The 15926-nt window shown below is 65.3% G+C and carries 18 protein-coding genes; 11 read left to right on the top strand and 7 right to left on the bottom strand.

Going from position 1 to position 15926, the window contains the following annotated elements; all coding sequences use genetic code 11:
- Positions 1–64 precede the first annotated feature (64 nt).
- Together nudC and BLT50_RS13830 are read left to right on the top strand one after the other, a co-directional pair.
- The gene (gene nudC / locus BLT50_RS13835) at positions 65–1057 is read left to right on the top strand and encodes an NAD(+) diphosphatase (RefSeq protein ID WP_090029302.1); all 993 of its coding nucleotides are present in this window, start codon (positions 65–67) and stop codon (positions 1055–1057) included.
- Between the two features lie 66 nt (positions 1058–1123).
- On the top strand, positions 1124–1591 hold the full coding sequence (locus tag BLT50_RS13830) for an SRPBCC family protein (protein ID WP_090029301.1): 468 nt from the start codon (positions 1124–1126) through the stop codon (positions 1589–1591).
- 6 nt (positions 1592–1597) lie between these two features.
- Here BLT50_RS13830 and BLT50_RS13825 read toward each other — a convergent pair whose 3' ends face one another.
- Entirely contained in the window at positions 1598–3259 is a 1662-nt protein-coding gene (locus tag BLT50_RS13825; protein ID WP_090029300.1) for a Y-family DNA polymerase, read from the bottom strand.
- Between the two features lie 117 nt (positions 3260–3376).
- Here BLT50_RS13825 and BLT50_RS13820 point away from each other — a divergent pair, with 117 nt between their 5' ends.
- Positions 3377–3814 carry a c-type cytochrome gene (locus BLT50_RS13820; protein WP_090029299.1) on the top strand — a complete coding sequence of 146 codons (438 nt, stop codon included), beginning with the start codon at positions 3377–3379 and terminating at the stop codon, positions 3812–3814.
- Between the two features lie 8 nt (positions 3815–3822).
- Here the strand turns inward: BLT50_RS13820 and BLT50_RS13815 are convergent, their stop codons facing one another.
- Positions 3823–5145, bottom strand: coding sequence for a DUF1963 domain-containing protein (locus tag BLT50_RS13815; protein ID WP_090029298.1), 1323 nt, complete (start codon positions 5143–5145; stop codon positions 3823–3825).
- Positions 5146–5312: 167 nt separating this feature from the next.
- Between BLT50_RS13815 and BLT50_RS13810 the strand changes: the two genes are divergently transcribed.
- The 5 genes from BLT50_RS13810 (at position 5313) to BLT50_RS13790 (ending at position 8934) form a co-directional block, all read left to right on the top strand.
- Positions 5313–6443, top strand: a complete 1131-nt coding sequence (locus BLT50_RS13810) for an S-(hydroxymethyl)glutathione dehydrogenase/class III alcohol dehydrogenase (protein WP_090029297.1) — start codon at positions 5313–5315, stop codon at positions 6441–6443.
- Positions 6444–6537: 94 nt separating this feature from the next.
- Complete coding sequence (locus BLT50_RS13805) at positions 6538–7299, top strand: potassium channel family protein (protein ID WP_090029394.1); 762 nt, start codon at positions 6538–6540, stop codon at positions 7297–7299.
- Positions 7296–7781, top strand: a complete 486-nt coding sequence (locus tag BLT50_RS13800; protein WP_090029296.1) for a GNAT family N-acetyltransferase — start codon at positions 7296–7298, stop codon at positions 7779–7781. The genes BLT50_RS13805 and BLT50_RS13800 overlap by 4 nt, the downstream gene beginning before the upstream one ends.
- A gap of 9 nt (positions 7782–7790) precedes the next feature.
- Positions 7791–8231, top strand: a complete 441-nt coding sequence (locus tag BLT50_RS13795; RefSeq protein WP_090029295.1) for a hypothetical protein — start codon at positions 7791–7793, stop codon at positions 8229–8231.
- Entirely contained in the window at positions 8221–8934 is a 714-nt protein-coding gene (locus BLT50_RS13790; protein ID WP_090029294.1) for an NYN domain-containing protein, read from the top strand. The genes BLT50_RS13795 and BLT50_RS13790 overlap by 11 nt, the downstream gene beginning before the upstream one ends.
- 3 nt (positions 8935–8937) lie before the next feature.
- On the opposite strand, the gene BLT50_RS13785 is transcribed toward BLT50_RS13790, so the two are convergent.
- Together BLT50_RS13785 and BLT50_RS13780 are read right to left on the bottom strand one after the other, a co-directional pair.
- Positions 8938–9549, bottom strand: a complete 612-nt coding sequence (locus tag BLT50_RS13785; protein ID WP_175491480.1) for an MliC family protein — start codon at positions 9547–9549, stop codon at positions 8938–8940.
- A 36-nt stretch (positions 9550–9585) separates the two neighbouring features.
- Entirely contained in the window at positions 9586–10206 is a 621-nt protein-coding gene (locus tag BLT50_RS13780) for a TetR/AcrR family transcriptional regulator (RefSeq protein WP_090029292.1), read from the bottom strand.
- Positions 10207–10322: 116 nt separating this feature from the next.
- Between BLT50_RS13780 and mbfA the strand changes: the two genes are divergently transcribed.
- Positions 10323–11297 (top strand): iron exporter MbfA, encoded by a 975-nt coding sequence (mbfA, locus tag BLT50_RS13775; protein WP_090029291.1) that lies wholly within the window; start codon positions 10323–10325, stop codon positions 11295–11297.
- 45 nt (positions 11298–11342) lie between these two features.
- Here the strand turns inward: mbfA and BLT50_RS13770 are convergent, their stop codons facing one another.
- The 3 genes from BLT50_RS13770 to BLT50_RS13760 form a co-directional block, all read right to left on the bottom strand.
- The gene (locus BLT50_RS13770) at positions 11343–12884 is read right to left on the bottom strand and encodes an alanine/glycine:cation symporter family protein (protein WP_090029290.1); all 1542 of its coding nucleotides are present in this window, start codon (positions 12882–12884) and stop codon (positions 11343–11345) included.
- 11 nt (positions 12885–12895) lie between these two features.
- Complete coding sequence (locus BLT50_RS13765) at positions 12896–13333, bottom strand: universal stress protein (RefSeq protein ID WP_090029289.1); 438 nt, start codon at positions 13331–13333, stop codon at positions 12896–12898.
- 166 nt (positions 13334–13499) lie between these two features.
- The gene (locus tag BLT50_RS13760) at positions 13500–13736 is read right to left on the bottom strand and encodes a type II toxin-antitoxin system Phd/YefM family antitoxin (protein WP_090029288.1); all 237 of its coding nucleotides are present in this window, start codon (positions 13734–13736) and stop codon (positions 13500–13502) included.
- A 366-nt stretch (positions 13737–14102) separates the two neighbouring features.
- On the opposite strand from BLT50_RS13760, the gene BLT50_RS13755 reads away from it, so the two are divergent.
- On the top strand, positions 14103–15032 hold the full coding sequence (locus tag BLT50_RS13755) for an AEC family transporter (protein WP_090029287.1): 930 nt from the start codon (positions 14103–14105) through the stop codon (positions 15030–15032).
- A 60-nt stretch (positions 15033–15092) separates the two neighbouring features.
- A complete protein-coding gene (gene fghA / locus BLT50_RS13750; RefSeq protein ID WP_090029286.1) occupies positions 15093–15923 on the top strand; it encodes an S-formylglutathione hydrolase in 831 nt (276 codons plus the stop codon).
- Positions 15924–15926: the final 3 nt, after the last annotated feature.

The raw sequence follows: 15926 nt of genomic DNA, 5'->3' as shown, positions 1-15926 counted from the left end.
GGTTTTCTTTCCCCGCGCGCGCTGGCAATGTCGCGCCACCGGGACAGGGGACAGGATCAGGACAATGCGCATCGCGGAAACCGTGACTTTCGGGGGCTCGTCGCTTGACCGCGCGGCCGAATTGCGCGGCGACAGTGCGGCCCTCGCCACGGCGGCAACCGCCCCCGAGGCGCGCGCAATCGCGCTCTGGCGGGGCAAGCCCCTGGTGGCGGACACGCCCCCCGACGAAAGCGGCCGGCCCGGCGCGGCGCTGGTGCGCCTGCCGATGGATCACCCGATCTGGGCCGAGGCCGCCGGCAAGCCCCCGATCCTGCTGGGGCGCGAGGACGGGCATGCGGTCTTTGCGCACGATTTGTCCGCCTGGGATCCCGGCGGGGTGGACGATGCGGCGTTCAACAGCTTCCTCGATCGCAGCGAACAGCATCACCCGTCCCTGCCGCCCACCCACCGCTTTCGCGAACTGCGCGCGGTGATGACGGCGCTTTCGCCCCGCGACGCCGAACTGGCCGCCACCGCCCGCGCGCTGTATCTGTGGCACCGCAGCCACCGCTTCTGCGCGCGGTGCGGCGCAGAAAGCACCATCGGCCAGGCCGGCTGGCAAAGCGATTGCCCAGCCTGCGGCGCGCATCATTTCCCGCGCACCGACCCGGTCGTCATCATGCTGATCACGCGCGGCAACTCGGTCCTGCTGGGGCGCAGCCACGGCTGGCCACAGGGCATGTATTCGCTGCTGGCGGGCTTCGTCGAACCGGGCGAAACGATCGAGGCTGCGGTCCGCCGCGAAGTCTGGGAAGAGGCCGGCGTGCGCGTCGGGCCGGTGTCCTACCTTGCCAGCCAGCCCTGGCCATTCCCGGCCTCGCTCATGCTGGGTTGCCGGGGCGAGGCGACAAGCGACGAGATTTCCATAGACCCAGTCGAGATCGAAGAGGCGCTCTGGGTCACCCGCGAAGAAATGTTGTCCGTGATGGCCCGCCAACACCCGCGCATCATGCCTCCTCGTCACGGCGCCATTGCCGGCTTTCTGCTGCGCAACTGGCTTGCGGATCGGCTGGATTGACACGACAAGGCCCGATAGGCGAAACACGGCAAGGTATATCGCCCCGGTAAGGTAACGAGCAGTGCAATGAAATTCGCCTCCAAGGAAGACATCGCCGCACCCATCGATGCGGTGTTCACGATGCTGGCGGATTTCGACAGCTTCGAACGCGCTGCAATGCGCCGCGGCGCCGAAGTGCAGCGCACCGACAACCTGCGCGCACCCGGCCCCGGCATGAGCTGGAATGCCCGCTTCATGCTGCGCGGGCGCGAGCGCCGGATTTCGGTCGTGCTCAGCACCTATGACCCGCCCAACCAGATGGTGTTCACAGGCGGCTCGCCCGGACTCGAGGCCGAGATGGTGATCGATCTTGTCGCGCTGTCGCGGCAGCGCACAAGGATGAGCGTTTCGCTGAAACTCTCGCCCAAGACCCTGTCGGCCCGGCTGATGGTGCAATCGCTGAAACTGGCGCGGAGCAATCTCAACCGCAAGTTCCACCTGCGCGTTGCCGATTACGCAACCGACATCGAAGACCGCTACAGCCAGACGGCATAACGGCGCTCAGGCGAAACTGCCCTGGCAGAACCAGCCCGGACTCAGCGCCGCGCCATGGGCGAAGAACAACCATAGCCGCGCCCCGTCTTGCGTCGTGACGACCCAGTAATCCCGCGTGCCCGAGCGCCATTCGGGATCGTCCAGCCACCATTCCGGCGCGATGCGTTCGGGCCCGCGCGCATGGGCCACGCGAAAATCCTGCCGCCGCCAGCGAAACCGTTCGGGCAGGCGCGGCCGGTCGGGGGCCTGCACCGGTTCAGGGCGCCACATCAGCAGCGGGCGCGGCGCGGGCGGGTCCGGCCAGGGGCCGTCATGCGGGGCCGACCACGCGGCCGCCAGAACCTGTGCACCCTTTTCGGGAATGTGGCTTTCGCCCGGATGGCGGCGGGTGATCGCCTCCAGCCCGATCCGCGCGCCCATCCGGCCGATCAGGTCGTCCAGCGCATTGGCCTGTCCCATGCGGTCGCGCGCGGCCAGCGCCGCCTGGGCGTGGCCGGCATGGGCGGTGGCGTGAACAGGCTCGGCCTGCACCGCCTCGAGCCGCAGCATGTCGATGCCGAAACCGGCGTCCAGCTCGTCCAGCTTCATCGCCAGCAGCGGGCGGATACGGTCGGGATCGCGCGCGGGCCGGGCCAGCCCGACGCTGACCGCGCCCATCGTTCCATCCGCGCGATACGCCTGCAGGCGCACGGCCCGCGCACCCAGCCCGCGGTCGCGCAGCATCTCGCACAGGCGCGGGATCAGCCGGTCGAGCGCGGCCAGAATGTCCGCCTCCAGCCCGATCGGCTCGGGCAGGGTCAGGCGTGTGGCCAGCGCCGTGTCCTGCCGCGCCGGGCTGATCGGTTCGGGCACCGCGCCCAGCGCTTGGTCCAGCCGCTGCACCAGCCCGATACCGAACCGCCGCGCCAACCCGGCGCGCGGTTGCCCTGCCAGATCCCCGATGCGGCGCAATCCCAGCCGGCCCAGCTTTTCCACCGTGTCCGCCTCCAGCCGCAGGGCCGCCACCGGCAACGGCTCCAGCGCGCCGCGTGTCTGGCCGGGGGCCGCGATGCGATGGCGGGGCGCGCGGACGGCGCCCTGCACGGGCGCCGCGCCGCCACGTTCCCAATGCCGGCGCCTTGCGGCACGCGACCGGGTGGCCCGCGCCTCCTGGTCGATGGCGTCGCCGCTGCGGATATGGCCCGGCGCATCCCCCGCGAACCGCGCCAGCGCCCAGGCCGCACCGGGCGTGTCGGCGATACCGCACAGCACGCTCAGCCCGTGACGCGCGCAATCCGCCTCGATCCGGGCCATCATCGCCTCTTCGCCGCCGAACAGATGGCTGCAACCGGTGATGTCCAGCATCAGCGCATCCGCCCCCTGCTCGGCCACCCAGGGTGAAAACCGCGTGGCCCAGCGGCGCAGCGTCGTCAGGAACGCAGCCTCGGCCTGGGGGTTGTGCAGCCGCGTCATCAGCCCGGGGCACATCGCCATCGCATCGCGCATCGGCTGGCCCACCCGCAGCCCCGCCCGGCTGCCCGCCTCGTTCAGCGAGGCGATCACCTGCATCTGCCCGGTGTCGCGCAGCACGGCAAAGGGCACCGACCAGTCCGGCACGCGCAGCACGCGCAACAGACGTTCGGCGCCCAGACGCGGAAACCACAGGGAAAGCGCGCGTTTTCGGGACATCGGCAGCAGACTTGTTCGTGTTTTGTTCTTGGTATCGCCCGACGTGATTCGAGTCCAGACTGGCAATCCGGGGGTGGGCAGCCATATGTTCACGGGGAAACCCGAGACGGAGGACACATGCACCGCTATACGACCCTGCCCATCGCCGCGGCCCTTGTGGCCACCGCCGCCCTGGCCCACCAGGGCGTGCAAAACCCCGCCGTGAAGGCCAGGATGAACCTGATGGTCGAGGTAAAAGAGGCCACGGCCACGATCGGCGGAATGGTCAAGGGCGCGATCCCGTTCGACGCCGACCGCGCGGCCCAGGCCCGCGCAGACCTGATCGACCATGCAAGGCGGATTCCCGCAGCGTTCCAGGCCCGCGAAACCGATCCCGCATCCGAAGCGCGCCCCGAAATCTGGACCGACTGGGATGGCTTCACCCAGGCGGCAGAAGAGATGGAGCAGGCCGCCGCCGCCATCGACACCAGCGATCATGCCACGCTTCAGGATGGTCTGAGAAAGCTGGGCGCCAGCTGTTCCGGCTGCCACAAACCCTATCGCATCTCGAAATAGACCGGTGCTCAGCCCTGGGTGTCAGCCGCCCAGGCGTTGTCCCAGTGACCGGGTTCAAGGTCGCTGCCACGGATGAAGATGCCCAGGTCGCCCAGGTCACCCCACATCCAGCCGATCAGGTCGCTTGTGGGCAGCATCAGCAGCGGTACGGCCCCTGCCTCGACGTGCCCCTCAAAGAAAGAGCCTTCGGGGCAGCCACCCATATACCCGCTTTCGAATTCGGCATCCGACAACCACAGACGTTCGAAATAGGCCTTCTGCGCCTCCGGCAGCGCGGCCGGATCGGCGCAATAGATCTGCCGTGCGCGCATCTCGGCCAGCGGCAGGTACTGCCGCATCACCGTGCTCGATCCGATCACGGGCGAGGCCACGACCTTGCGGCCATCCTCGTCCCAGATTTCCACCTTGCGCTTGACGCGGCGCAGACCCTCGACGACCAGTTCCGCCGCCTCGTCGCTGAAACTGGCGCGCGCACGCGCGCCCTCCACGCCCTCGATCAGCCGGGCCACGCTGCGCGCGGCCGCCTCGCTGCTTTGCATCAGCTCCGCGGCGTCTTCCTCGCCCTTGGCCACGCGGTCACGATAGACGCCGGCCCACCGCTCCAGGTCTTCGGCCGCGCTGTGCAGCAGCAGCAGCGCCGATGCCCAGTCGAACGGATAGCGACCGGCGCTCATGCCGAAGTCGCGGTAACATTCCTGCCGGGGCAGATTCTTGCTGTTCAGCTTGCGCTCGATCCCGCTTTCGGCGGGCAGCTCGGCGATCTCTTCGACGATCACCGGCCAGCGCGGCGTCACGCCGAAATCCGGCCAGATGTCGCGCGACAGCGCCGCCGGCCAATTCATTCCATGCGGATAGTTCAGACCCTCGGGCGGCCGACGTTCCTCAAGCGTGCCATCGACATGGCGCACACACAGCTCCGACAGCCGGTCCTGCGCGACAAAGAATACCAGCCAGCCCTCGCGCGGGCCCGCCCCGCCCCACAGGTCCACCGGCAATTCGCTGCAGTCGATCTGCGCCAGGAACAGCGCGGGGTTGTCGCCAAGGACGGGCCAGGGCATTTCCGGCGGCAACGAGGGCAGCCCGCCGATCCAGCTACCCGACACTTCCTGTCCGGGCAACGGCATCACCGGGCGCAGGCGCACCGGACCGTCATGCAACGACACGGTCGGCCCTTCGGGCAACGGCGTGGTGTCGTGAAATTCCATGAATTCACGGCGCACCTGTTCGTCCCAGGCCGCTTCGTTCTCGGCCGTGGCATCCGCCCCGACCATTTCGGGGGTCTTTTCTTCGCGGGCAACCGCCTTTTTCAGCTTGTCCAGAAATCCGCGCATCTCTGCATCCTTCTGCCAATTCAGCCGTGATTTTTACCGTGGAATGTGGTCAATTTGCGGCTTTCCCCTGAAAATCCCGCGTCATGGCAGGGCAAGGTTCGGCGCTTGAATTACCCGCGCGATTGCCGCAGGGTTCGCGCGACTGCAAACCGGGGAGAAACAGGATTATGCGCACCAAAGCCGCCGTGGCCCTCGAGGCCGGCAAACCGCTGGAAATCATGGAAGTGAACCTCGAAGGCCCCAAGGCCGGCGAGGTGCTGGTCGAAATCAAGGCCACCGGCATCTGCCACACGGATGAATTCACCCTTTCGGGCGCCGACCCCGAAGGCATCTTTCCCGCGATCCTCGGACACGAGGGCGCAGGCGTCGTCGTCGAGGTGGGCGAAGGCGTCACCACGCTGAAACCCGGCGATCATGTGATCCCGCTCTATACGCCGGAATGCCGCGAATGCCCGTCCTGCCTGTCAGGCAAGACGAACCTCTGCACCGCGATCCGCAACACCCAGGGCCAGGGCCTCATGCCCGATGGCACCACGCGGTTCTCGATGCTGGATGGCACGCCGATCTACCATTACATGGGCTGTTCGACCTTCGCCAACCACACCGTCCTGCCGGAAATCGCGCTCGCCAAGGTGCGCGACGACGCGCCCTTCGAAAAGATCTGCTACATCGGCTGCGGCGTGACCACCGGGATCGGCGCGGTGATCAATACCGCGGGTGTCGAAATCGGCAGCACGGCGGCGGTGTTCGGTCTGGGCGGGATCGGCCTGAACGTGATCCAGGGCCTGCGCATGGCGGGCGCCGACATGATCATCGGCGTCGACCTGAACAACGACAAGGCCGAAATGGCGCGCAAGTTCGGCATGACCCATTTCGTCAACCCCAAGGAAATCGACGGCTCGGTCACGCAGGCGATCATCGATCTGACGAAAACCGAACGCGACCAGATCGGCGGCGTGGATTATTCCTTCGACGCCACGGGCAACGTGCAGGTGATGCGCGACGCGCTGGAATGTTCGCACCGCGGCTGGGGCGTGTCGGTCATCATCGGCGTGGCGCCGGCAGGTGCCGAAATCAGCACCCGTCCGTTCCAGCTTGTTACCGGGCGCACCTGGAAAGGCACTGCCTTCGGCGGGGCCAAGGGCCGCACCGACGTGCCGAAATTCGTCGACTGGTACGTGGACGGCAAGATCGAGATCGACCCGATGATCACCCACACCATGCCGCTGGAAAAGATCAATGATGCGTTCGACCTGATGCACAAGGGCGAATCCATCCGCTCGGTCGTGATCTACTGATCCGGCAGGCATGTCCCTGCAATTGGGCGCCGCCTTGCCTGGCGGCGCCTTTTCTATTTGCATAGCCAGCAGCACACCGTACGGGATGGACGCGATGCAGAACCGGATACGTGAACTCTACATGGGCGACAGCGACCGCGCCCACAGGTTCCGCTACGCGTTGCTGACCTTCGATGTCACGACGATCCTTTTCGTCATCGCCACATCCTTCACCGACCACGGCCCGGTGGTCGAAACGCTGGACGCCGTCTTCGGCGTCGTGATCCTGAGCGATTTCCTGGCCCGGCTCTGGGTGTCGACGAACCGCTGGCGGCAACTGACGCGGCTGACCACCATCGCGGACCTGATCGCGATCGTGTCCTTCATCGCGCCTCTCGCGGGCGAGGGGCTGGCCTTTCTGCGGGTGCTGCGCACATTGCGCCTGTTGCACACCTACCAGTTGTCGCGCCGCCTGCGCCGGGATTTCCCCTATTTCCGCCGGAACGAGGACGTGGTTCTGGCCGTTCTCAACCTCGCGGTTTTCATCTTCGTGATGACCGGGCTGATCTATGCCACCCAGTACAAGATCAACCCGCAGATCGGGAACTATGCCGACGCGCTCTATTTCACCGTCACGGCGCTGACCACCACGGGGTTCGGCGACATCACTCTGCCGGGCACGGCGGGACGGCTGATCTCGGTGCTGGTGATGATCTTCGGCGTCACCCTGTTCCTGCGGCTTGTGCAGGTGCTGTTCCGCCCCAACAAGGTGCGGCAACCTTGCGAAACCTGCGGGCTTGTGCTGCATGATGCCGATGCCGTGCATTGCAAGCATTGCGGCAGCGTGATCCACATCGAAACCGAAGGCCAGACATGAACATCCGCCCCGCCACCCGCGCCGATGACGAAGCCGTCTGGGCAATGCTGGAACCCGTGTTCCGCGCGGGCGACACCTATGCGATCGACCCCGATATTTCCCGCGAGGATGCGCTGGCCTACTGGTTCGGTCCCCAACGCCACGTGTTCGTGGCCGAGGATTCAGGCACGCCGCTGGGCACCTACTACATGGTGCGCAACCAGAAGGGCGGCGGCAGCCACGTGTGCAATTGCGGCTACGTCACATCGCCGGCCGCGCGCGGGCGGGGCGTGGCGCGCGCGATGCTGGCCCATTCGCTCGATGCCGCACCGGGTTTCGGGTTCCGGGCGATGCAGTTCAACTTCGTGGTTTCCACCAACACCCGCGCGGTCGCGATCTGGGAAGGCGCGGGGTTCGACATCGTCGGCCGCCTCCCCGGCGCGTTCCACCACCCGCAACAGGGCTATGTCGATGCGCTCGTCATGTTCCGGTCACTGGTTTAGGGTGCAGGGATGGATCGCATCCGCCTCCCTGCCCTGACCGCCGCCGCCCTGATGGCCATGCCCGTCCCGGCGCTGGCCGACAACAGCCCGTCCGCGGCCGTGTTGTCCCTGGAATCCGCCGAAGGAAAGCTGCGCCTCGGCCCTGCCGACATCGCCGAAGTGCAGCTTGCAAGCCCCGCGGCAAACGGGGTAGCCGGGATTCACCTGCGCGTCACGCCCGATGCCGCCGCGGCCCTGGCAGGGCTGACGGCCCGGTCGGTCGGACAGCCGATGCAGGTCCGCGCCTGCGGCCATCGTCTGACCGCGCCCGTGGTCCGCGAACGGATCGACAGCGGCGTGATTTACCTGCGGGAACAAGACGCCGCTCGCGCCCGCGCCCTTCATGCCCTATGGCGGGGGCGATCCACCTGCGCCGACCTCGACACGGAGATTTTCCAAGATGGCCAATGACACCCCGCTGCTCGCCGTTCTGATCGACGCCGACAACGTGCCCGCGAAATACGCCCATGCGATCCTGAAAGAGGTCACAAGCTTCGGCGAACCGGGCCTGCGCCGCGTGTACGGCGACTGGGGCAACAACCACCTGTCCGGCTGGACCAAGGTCGCGCAGGAACTGGGCCTCGTGCAGTATCAGCAGACGGCGGCGACCAAGGGCAAGAACTCGTCCGATATCGGGCTGGTGATCGACGCGATGGACATCCTGCATGCCGGGCATTTCGACGGTTTCGTCCTGGTCAGCTCGGACAGCGATTTCACCCGCCTCGCCAGCCGCATCCGAGAACAGGGCCTGACGGTCATCGGCATCGGCGAACAAAAGGCCCCGCCGGCGCTGAAAAACGCCTGCAACCGGTTCGTGGCGATTGAAAACATCGCGCAGGCCGACGAACCGAAACGCGACGGCCCCAAGCCCGGCCTCAGCCAGCAGGCGATGGCCGCCGCGCGGCAACTGATCTACGACGCGATGGAAAAGGTCGACCAGGACGACGAATGGTATCCACTGGGCCGCCTGGGTCAGCAGATTCAGGCCGACCATCCCGATTTCGACTCTCGCAGCTACGGCAAGCGCAAGCTCAGCGACCTGATCGCCGAGCTCAAGGTGTTCGAGACAAAGAAGGGCCCCGGAAACCAGCTTCTGGTACGCCGGATCGACTGAGCCTCAGCGTTCTTCGCGCAGGACGCACCGGTATTCCGTTCCATCCGGGTCGGGATCGCGATAGGTCGCCTCGTTCCCCTTGATCCAGATGAACCGGCCAAAGCTGCCGTCATAACGCGCGCCCGATGCGGTGCGTGTCAGTACCCCTACATCGATGCTGTCGCCGCGCTCGAACCGCAGGCTGGGCAGGTCGGTGTCAAAGAACATCGTGACCACCTCGTTGGCCGGGTTCCCGCCACACGCCCAGAAGGCCGTGTTCGTCGGCTCCTCCAGCATCCAGGTCGCCACCAGCTCGGCCTCGCGCCGCTGATAGGACGCCTGGACGCAGGCGCGCTGGTCGTCGGCTTTCCAGCATTCGTCACGCCCCTTGATCCAGCCCCGCTGGTAGGCGCGCAACTCCGCCTCGGCCTCGTCCGCCCCGGCATCCAGAGCCCGCGCCGCCGCCATCGCGGCGGCATAGCGGTCGGCCACCAGCCGGTCCAGCCGCGCCAGGTCCGCATCCGCGCAAACCATCTCTTCGGCGGATGTGCCCGCCTTGGCGCAATCGAATGACGGCCCTTCCTGCGCCACCACAGGCGCCGCAATCGCACAGAACGCTGCAACAAGGTATCTCATCATGTGTCTCCCGAACCAAAGGGCAGCCCACGCCGCCTAAACCCCGTAACGCGCCAGGAACGTATCCACGGCGCCATCGATCACCCGCGTCAGCTCGGCCCGCGAAAACTCGGTCTGCACACCAAAGGCCGACCGCGTCCAGACATGCGCCTTGCACAACTCGGTATATTGTTCCGCCGCCAGGTCGAAATCGCTGATACGCAGCTCGCCCCGCGCCACGGCCTCGCGCATGTATTCGGTCAGACGCGCGCGCCCCAGCTCCGGGCCGCTGTCGTAAAACGCCCGCCCCAATTCGGGAAAGCGGTCGGCCTCGGCCAGGCAGATGCGGAAAATGCGCCGCGCGAAATCCGACAGAAGAAACGGCACGATCTGCCACGCCACCATGGTCAGAACCTGTCGCGGCGGCGCGGTTTCGTCGATCCGGTCCAGCGCCAGTTCGGCCTGGCGTTCACATTCGGTGCGCACCACCTCGAAGAACAGGATCTTCTTGTCGGGGAAATAGGCATAAAGCGTTGCCTTGGACACGCCCGCCACCCGCGCGATGTCATCGACCGATGCGCGCTCGAACCCGTCCTGCATGAACACCTCGCGGGCGCCCTGCAACACCTGGTCGAACTTGCGCCCCCGGCGAATGGCCGCTGCGGCGGTTGCACCCATGGACAAATCCTCCCCTTGGCGCGAGCTTAAACCGTGCGGTTCAGTTTCGGCAAGCGCGGCCCTTGCATACCGGCGCGCTTCCGCTATTTTAGAACCATTCTAAAAGTGGGGACATCATGCGCTTCTTCACCCAACGCCGCCATTTCCGCGACCTCAGCGAACAAGAGGTTCTGGCCCTTGCCATCTCCTCGGAAGAGGACGACGCCCGCATCTACCGCTCTTACGCGGAAATGCTGCGTGCCGATTTTCCCGATACCGCAAAGATCTTCGACGGCATGGCCGCCGAAGAAGACCAGCACCGCCAGCGCCTGATCGAGCTGCACCGCAAGCGTTTCGGCGACGTGATTCCGCTGATCCGCCGCGAACATGTCGCCGGCTACTACGCGCGCCGCCCGATCTGGCTGGTGGAAAATCTCGGGATCGAACGCATCCGCGAAGAGGCCGAGGCGATGGAGCGCGATGCGGAACATTTCTACCTCGCCGCCGCGAAACGCACCTCGGATGCCGATACCCGGCAATTGCTAGGCGATCTCGCCGCCGCCGAAGCCGGCCACCAGACGAAGGCGGGCGAGCTCGAGGCCGAACACCTCACGCTGGACAGCCGCGAGGCCGAAGAACGCGCCTCGCACCGCCAGTTCGTGCTGACATGGGTCCAACCCGGCCTCGCCGGGCTGATGGACGGCTCGGTTTCGACGCTGGCACCGATCTTTGCGACGGCCTTCGCCACGCATGACACATGGACGACCTTCCTTGTCGGGCTCGCCGCATCTGTCGGTGCGGGCATCTCGATGGGCTTTACCGAGGCCGCTTCGGACGACGGCGAACTGTCCGGTCGCGGCAGCCCGGTGAAACGCGGCATCGCCGCCGGCGTGATGACCACGCTGGGCGGGCTGGGGCACGCGCTGCCCTATCTGATCCCGGAATTCTGGACCGCGACGATCATCGCCTTCGCCGTGGTGTTCATCGAATTGTGGGCCATCGCGTGGATACAGAACAAGTACATGGAAACGCCGTTCCTGCGCGCAACCTTCCAGGTTGTCCTGGGTGGCGCCCTCGTGTTCGCCGCCGGTGCGCTGATCGGCAGCGGCTAGCGCCTTGGGACAGGGCGCGCGACACCGCCGCGCGCCCGCCCGTCCTTATCCCTTGTAGCGGGTGATCTGCCCGGAGCGCAGACGCTCGACATAGCTGCCAAGCTCACCGCGCACGATGGGCATCAGCAGGTACAGCGCAATGATGTTCACGATCGCCATCGAGAACAGCATCGCATCCGAGAAATCGATCACCGGCCCAAGGTTCGCCGAGGCGCCGATCACGATGAACAGACAGAAGATCACCTTGAAGACGATCTCCTTGGCCGCACCCTCGCCGAACAGATAGGTCCAGGCCTTGAGCCCGTAATAGGACCAGCTGATCATCGTCGAGAACGCGAACAGCACCACCGCCACGGCCAGCAGCACCGGGAACCAGGCGAACGCCTTGGAATACGCGGCCGAGGTCAGCGCCACGCCGACCACTTCGCCCTCGGTCGAAATCCGTCCCGCTTCGGCGTTCCAGACATACAGCCCGGTATCCGGGTCGACATTCAGAACCCCGGTGATGACGATCACCAGCGCGGTCATCGTGCAGATCACCACCGTGTCGATGAACGGCTCCAGCAGCGCGACATAGCCTTCGGTCACGGGCTCCTTGGTCCGCACGGCCGAATGCGCAATGGCCGCCGACCCGATCCCGGCCTCGTTCGAAAACGCGGCCCGGCGGAAACCCTGGATCAGCGCACCGGTGAACCCACCGGCCACACCCAGACCGGTAAACGCCCCGGCAAAGATCTGGCCAAACGCCCAGCCGATCATGTCGGCGTTCATGATCAGGATGACGACCGACACCAACACGTAAAAGATCCCCATGAACGGCACGACCTTTTCGGTCACGCGGGCGATGGATTTCAGCCCGCCCACGATCACCATGAACGTGATCGCGGCGATCACCACGCCGGTGATCCATCCGGGAAAATCGCCGATGACGTTGGAAATCTGCGCATGGGCCTGGTTGGCCTGGAACATGTTGCCGCCGCCAAGCGCCCCGAGGATCGTGAAGACGCAGAACAGCACCGCCAGGATCGGCCCGCCAGGCAGGCCGCGCTCCTTGAAGCCCTTGGTGATGTAATACATTGGTCCGCCCGACACCGTGCCGTCGGGATACTCGTTGCGATACTTCACGCCCAGCGTACATTCGGTGAATTTCGTGGCCATGCCGAACAACCCTGCCACGATCATCCAGAATGTCGCGCCCGGCCCGCCGATACCCACGGCCACCGCCACACCGGCGATGTTTCCCAGCCCGACAGTGCCCGACAGCGCCGTTGCCAGCGCCTGGAAATGGCTGACCTCGCCGGCATCGTCAGGGTCCGAGTAATCCCCCTTCACCAGCCGGATCGAATGGACAAAGCCCTTGATCTGGATGAACCCGAAATAGAACGTGAAAATCAACGCGGCGACGACCAGCCAAAGCGCGATCCAGGAAAAGTTCGTGCCCGGCAGGTCGGCAAAGATCAGGCCGACATACCAGCCCGTATAGTCCGCGAAGATCCGGTTGATGGTTTCGTCGATGGATTGCGCGGCCGCCGGTCCCGACAGGGCGCAAAGTGCGGCTAGCGCCGCCAGAAAACGGTGATGGAACATGACTGGACCTCTCATTGCGGTACGATGACGGTCGGAACCGGTGCAACTTGTGCCAGCCCGATAGGAACCGACCCGAAGATGCGCGCGCCCAGCCCATTGCCACCGCCGCGCCCGACAAAGATCATCGTCGCCCCAAGCTTCTTGGCGGTTTCGGCCACGATCTCGACCACCTGGCCGTAACGGATCTTGCCCTCGGCTCTGACGCCCGCCGCCTCGACCCGCTTCACCGCGGGATCAATGATCGCGCTTTGCGCGCGCTCGGTTTCCTGGGTGCGGCGCTTGTGCCGCTCCTCCAGTTCCTGCGGTGTCAGGAATGTGTATGGCGACCATTCCAGTACATGGATGATGTACAGGCTTGCGCCCGATTTCTTCGCCTGCTGAACAGCATAATCCAGCACATGCTGGCCTTCGCTGTCCTCATAGGCGACCACGTAGGTCTCGTTGCTCATCTCAGGGTGCCCTCCGTCCATTGTGACGACCGCATCCCCGATCCACGCGGTCCGGGCCGCGATCTTCCGACAAATCTGCGCCGTTTGTCGCACTTTGAACAAGGAAAAAGCGCCCTAAAGGCGAAATAAACACTCTTGACACATCTTTTTCCTGATCACCCGCCCGTCAAGACCCGTCCAGCCTCTGCAACAGGCGCCGCAAGGCATCGTGCCCACCCAGCCGGACCAGCATCTGTTCGATCTGTCGCTCCGTGCTCTGCCCGCCCGCACGTTCCAGCGCGTCCAAATCGGCCACCCGCACCAGCGCGGCCATTTCCTGCCTGTTGTTGAAAATGATGAACCTCTGCCCCTCATGCGCCACCGCCCGGATCAGCGTTCCGGGGCGGCGACGCAGGTCGGCCATCTGGATCGGTCGGGCAACACCTGGTTTCGCCATCTCGCACCTCGTGCTGTTTCGGGCAGTCTCGGCGCTCGGGGTTAACGGCGGATGTTTCGGCCGCGCGCGGGATTAGGAACCGCGCGCTGCAATCGAAAAACCGCGCGGTTGGCTGAAATCAGCGGTCTGGCCCGGTGTCGAACGGTCAATGGCCGCGGTCCCGGGTGGGCGTTTCTGCCTTTGGCAACAGGGGCCGATCACGCGCTCTGCCCCAATGGCAAAGTGCTTTGCGAACCGCGCGGTTTCAGGTCGAAAGCGCGCGGCGGCCCGGCAGTGATTGGCGGATGCATGTCGCCCATTGACCGTGCCGCCCCCCATGCTACGAAGGTGCGCATGATCCAGATCTTTCTTCAGACGCTGCCCTTCTTCGCCCTGATCGGATTGGGCTATGGCGCTGGAAAGACAAGATTTTTCACCGAAGAAGCCACCGCCGTCCTGACCAAGTTCGTGTTTTACTTCGCGCTTTCGGCGATGCTGTTCCGCTTCTCCGCCAACCTTTCGTTAACAGAGGTTTTCGACCTCCGTTTCGTCATCGCCTACCTGTGGGGCACCGCATTCATCTACGGGATCGCGACGGCAGTGTCCTTCCTGCGCGGCCTCAGCGTCGAAGAGGCCGCAATCGAGGCGCAATGCGCGGTCATCGGAAACGTGGGATTCCTGGGAATTCCCATGCTTGTCATGCTGTTGGGCGAACAGGCCATCGCACCGGTGATGCTGGTTCTGGCGGTGGACCTGATCGTTTTCGGCTCGCTCATCGTGATCCTGATCACCGGTGCGCGCGATGGCCGCGTCAGCATCGGAATCCTGCGCACCGTGGGCTTGGGGCTTTTGAAAAACCCAATGATCGTAAGCATTTGCGTCGGCCTGACCTGGTCGGCGCTGCAAGTGCCGATCCCCGATCCGCTGAACGATTTCGTCTCGATCCTCGGCGCCGCCGCCACCCCGGGCGCCCTATTCGCCATCGGCGCAAGCCTCGCATCGAAATCCGCCGAGCGCCTGACCGTCGCGGGTTGGCTGAGCTTTTGCAAGCTGATCCTGCACCCCGCCGCCGTCGCCTTCGGCGCGCTGGTGCTGTTCCCGGTCGAACCTTACGCGGCCGGTGTCATGATCGCCGCCGCGGCCCTGCCGGTGGCCGGAAACGTCTATATACTGGCGCAACACTACGGTGTTGCACCACATCGTGTGTCTGCCTCGATCCTGATCTCGACCGCTTTTTCGATCTTCACCGTATCGGCCGTCATCGCCTGGATCTCGGGCTTCTGAGCCTTGCCGCACCGGCGCGGCTCCGATAGCCATAGGCCAACAGGAAGAAAGGGATATCCCATGGAAACCGTTTCCGAAAACCGCTGCTTCGGCGGTGTGCAAGGCGTTTACAAACACGCATCCAAAGCCACCGGTTGCGACATGACTTTCGGGCTGTTTCTGCCCGAAGAAGCGCAGGATGGCCCGGTGCCGGTCCTGTGGTACCTGTCGGGCCTGACCTGCACGCATGAAAACGCGATGGTAAAGGCGGGCGCGCAGGGTTGGGCCGCGGAACAGGGTATCGCCTTGATTTTCCCGGATACTTCGCCGCGCGGAGAGGGTGTCGCCGACGACGAAGCCTATGACCTGGGTCAAGGCGCGGGGTTCTATGTCAACGCAACCGAAGCCCCCTGGGCACCGCATTTCCGCATGTGGGATTACATCGCAACGGACTTGCCGGAACTGGTGTTCGATGCCTTCGCACTGGACCCGGACAGGCAGGCCATCACCGGCCATTCGATGGGCGGGCACGGGGCGCTGACCCTGGCCATGGGACTGCCGGGGCGGTTCAGGTCGGTCAGCGCGTTCAGTCCGATTTGCCACCCGACAAATGGCGACTGGGGCCGCAAGCAACTAAGCGCCTATCTGGGCGGCAATGAGGCCAAATGGGCCGCGCATGACGCCACGCTGATGATGCGCGACAGGGGTCTGGACATCCCGCTGCTGATCGACACCGGCAGCAGCGATCAGTTCATCGACCTGCTTCAGCCCCAGGCGCTGGCCGAGGCGGTGAATGCCCGGCGCATCCCCGCCACCCTGCGGCTGCAGAAGGGGTACGACCATAGCTATTTCTTCGTTTCGAGTTTCATGGAAGACCACGTCGCCTTTCATGCCGAAGCCCTGTACGCCTGAGCA

Source organism: Lutimaribacter saemankumensis (genome assembly GCF_900100005.1).
GTDB classification, from domain to species: domain Bacteria; phylum Pseudomonadota; class Alphaproteobacteria; order Rhodobacterales; family Rhodobacteraceae; genus Lutimaribacter; species Lutimaribacter saemankumensis.
Note: the sequence above shows the minus strand (reverse complement) of the source record. Positions and strands in the feature narration are given on the sequence as shown.

Bases quoted from the DNA above. Each gene is read 5' to 3' on its own strand.
- BLT50_RS13755 (WP_090029287.1), top strand. From the start codon at position 14,103: ATGATCCAGATCTTTCTTCAGACGCTGCCCTTCTTCGCCCTGATCGGA.
- nudC (WP_090029302.1), top strand. From the start codon at position 65: ATGCGCATCGCGGAAACCGTGACTTTCGGGGGCTCGTCGCTTGACCGC.
- BLT50_RS13830 (WP_090029301.1), top strand. From the start codon at position 1,124: ATGAAATTCGCCTCCAAGGAAGACATCGCCGCACCCATCGATGCGGTG.
- mbfA (WP_090029291.1), top strand. From the start codon at position 10,323: ATGCGCTTCTTCACCCAACGCCGCCATTTCCGCGACCTCAGCGAACAA.
- BLT50_RS13760 (WP_090029288.1), bottom strand. From the start codon at position 13,736: ATGGCCGACCTGCGTCGCCGCCCCGGAACGCTGATCCGGGCGGTGGCG.
- BLT50_RS13785 (WP_175491480.1), bottom strand. From the start codon at position 9,549: ATGAGATACCTTGTTGCAGCGTTCTGTGCGATTGCGGCGCCTGTGGTG.
- BLT50_RS13815 (WP_090029298.1), bottom strand. From the start codon at position 5,145: ATGCGCGGATTTCTGGACAAGCTGAAAAAGGCGGTTGCCCGCGAAGAA.
- BLT50_RS13770 (WP_090029290.1), bottom strand. From the start codon at position 12,884: ATGTTCCATCACCGTTTTCTGGCGGCGCTAGCCGCACTTTGCGCCCTG.
- BLT50_RS13780 (WP_090029292.1), bottom strand. From the start codon at position 10,206: ATGGGTGCAACCGCCGCAGCGGCCATTCGCCGGGGGCGCAAGTTCGAC.
- BLT50_RS13800 (WP_090029296.1), top strand. From the start codon at position 7,296: ATGAACATCCGCCCCGCCACCCGCGCCGATGACGAAGCCGTCTGGGCA.
- BLT50_RS13790 (WP_090029294.1), top strand. From the start codon at position 8,221: ATGGCCAATGACACCCCGCTGCTCGCCGTTCTGATCGACGCCGACAAC.
- BLT50_RS13795 (WP_090029295.1), top strand. From the start codon at position 7,791: ATGGATCGCATCCGCCTCCCTGCCCTGACCGCCGCCGCCCTGATGGCC.
- BLT50_RS13805 (WP_090029394.1), top strand. From the start codon at position 6,538: ATGCAGAACCGGATACGTGAACTCTACATGGGCGACAGCGACCGCGCC.
- BLT50_RS13765 (WP_090029289.1), bottom strand. From the start codon at position 13,333: ATGAGCAACGAGACCTACGTGGTCGCCTATGAGGACAGCGAAGGCCAG.
- fghA (WP_090029286.1), top strand. From the start codon at position 15,093: ATGGAAACCGTTTCCGAAAACCGCTGCTTCGGCGGTGTGCAAGGCGTT.
- BLT50_RS13825 (WP_090029300.1), bottom strand. From the start codon at position 3,259: ATGTCCCGAAAACGCGCGCTTTCCCTGTGGTTTCCGCGTCTGGGCGCC.
- BLT50_RS13810 (WP_090029297.1), top strand. From the start codon at position 5,313: ATGCGCACCAAAGCCGCCGTGGCCCTCGAGGCCGGCAAACCGCTGGAA.
- BLT50_RS13820 (WP_090029299.1), top strand. From the start codon at position 3,377: ATGCACCGCTATACGACCCTGCCCATCGCCGCGGCCCTTGTGGCCACC.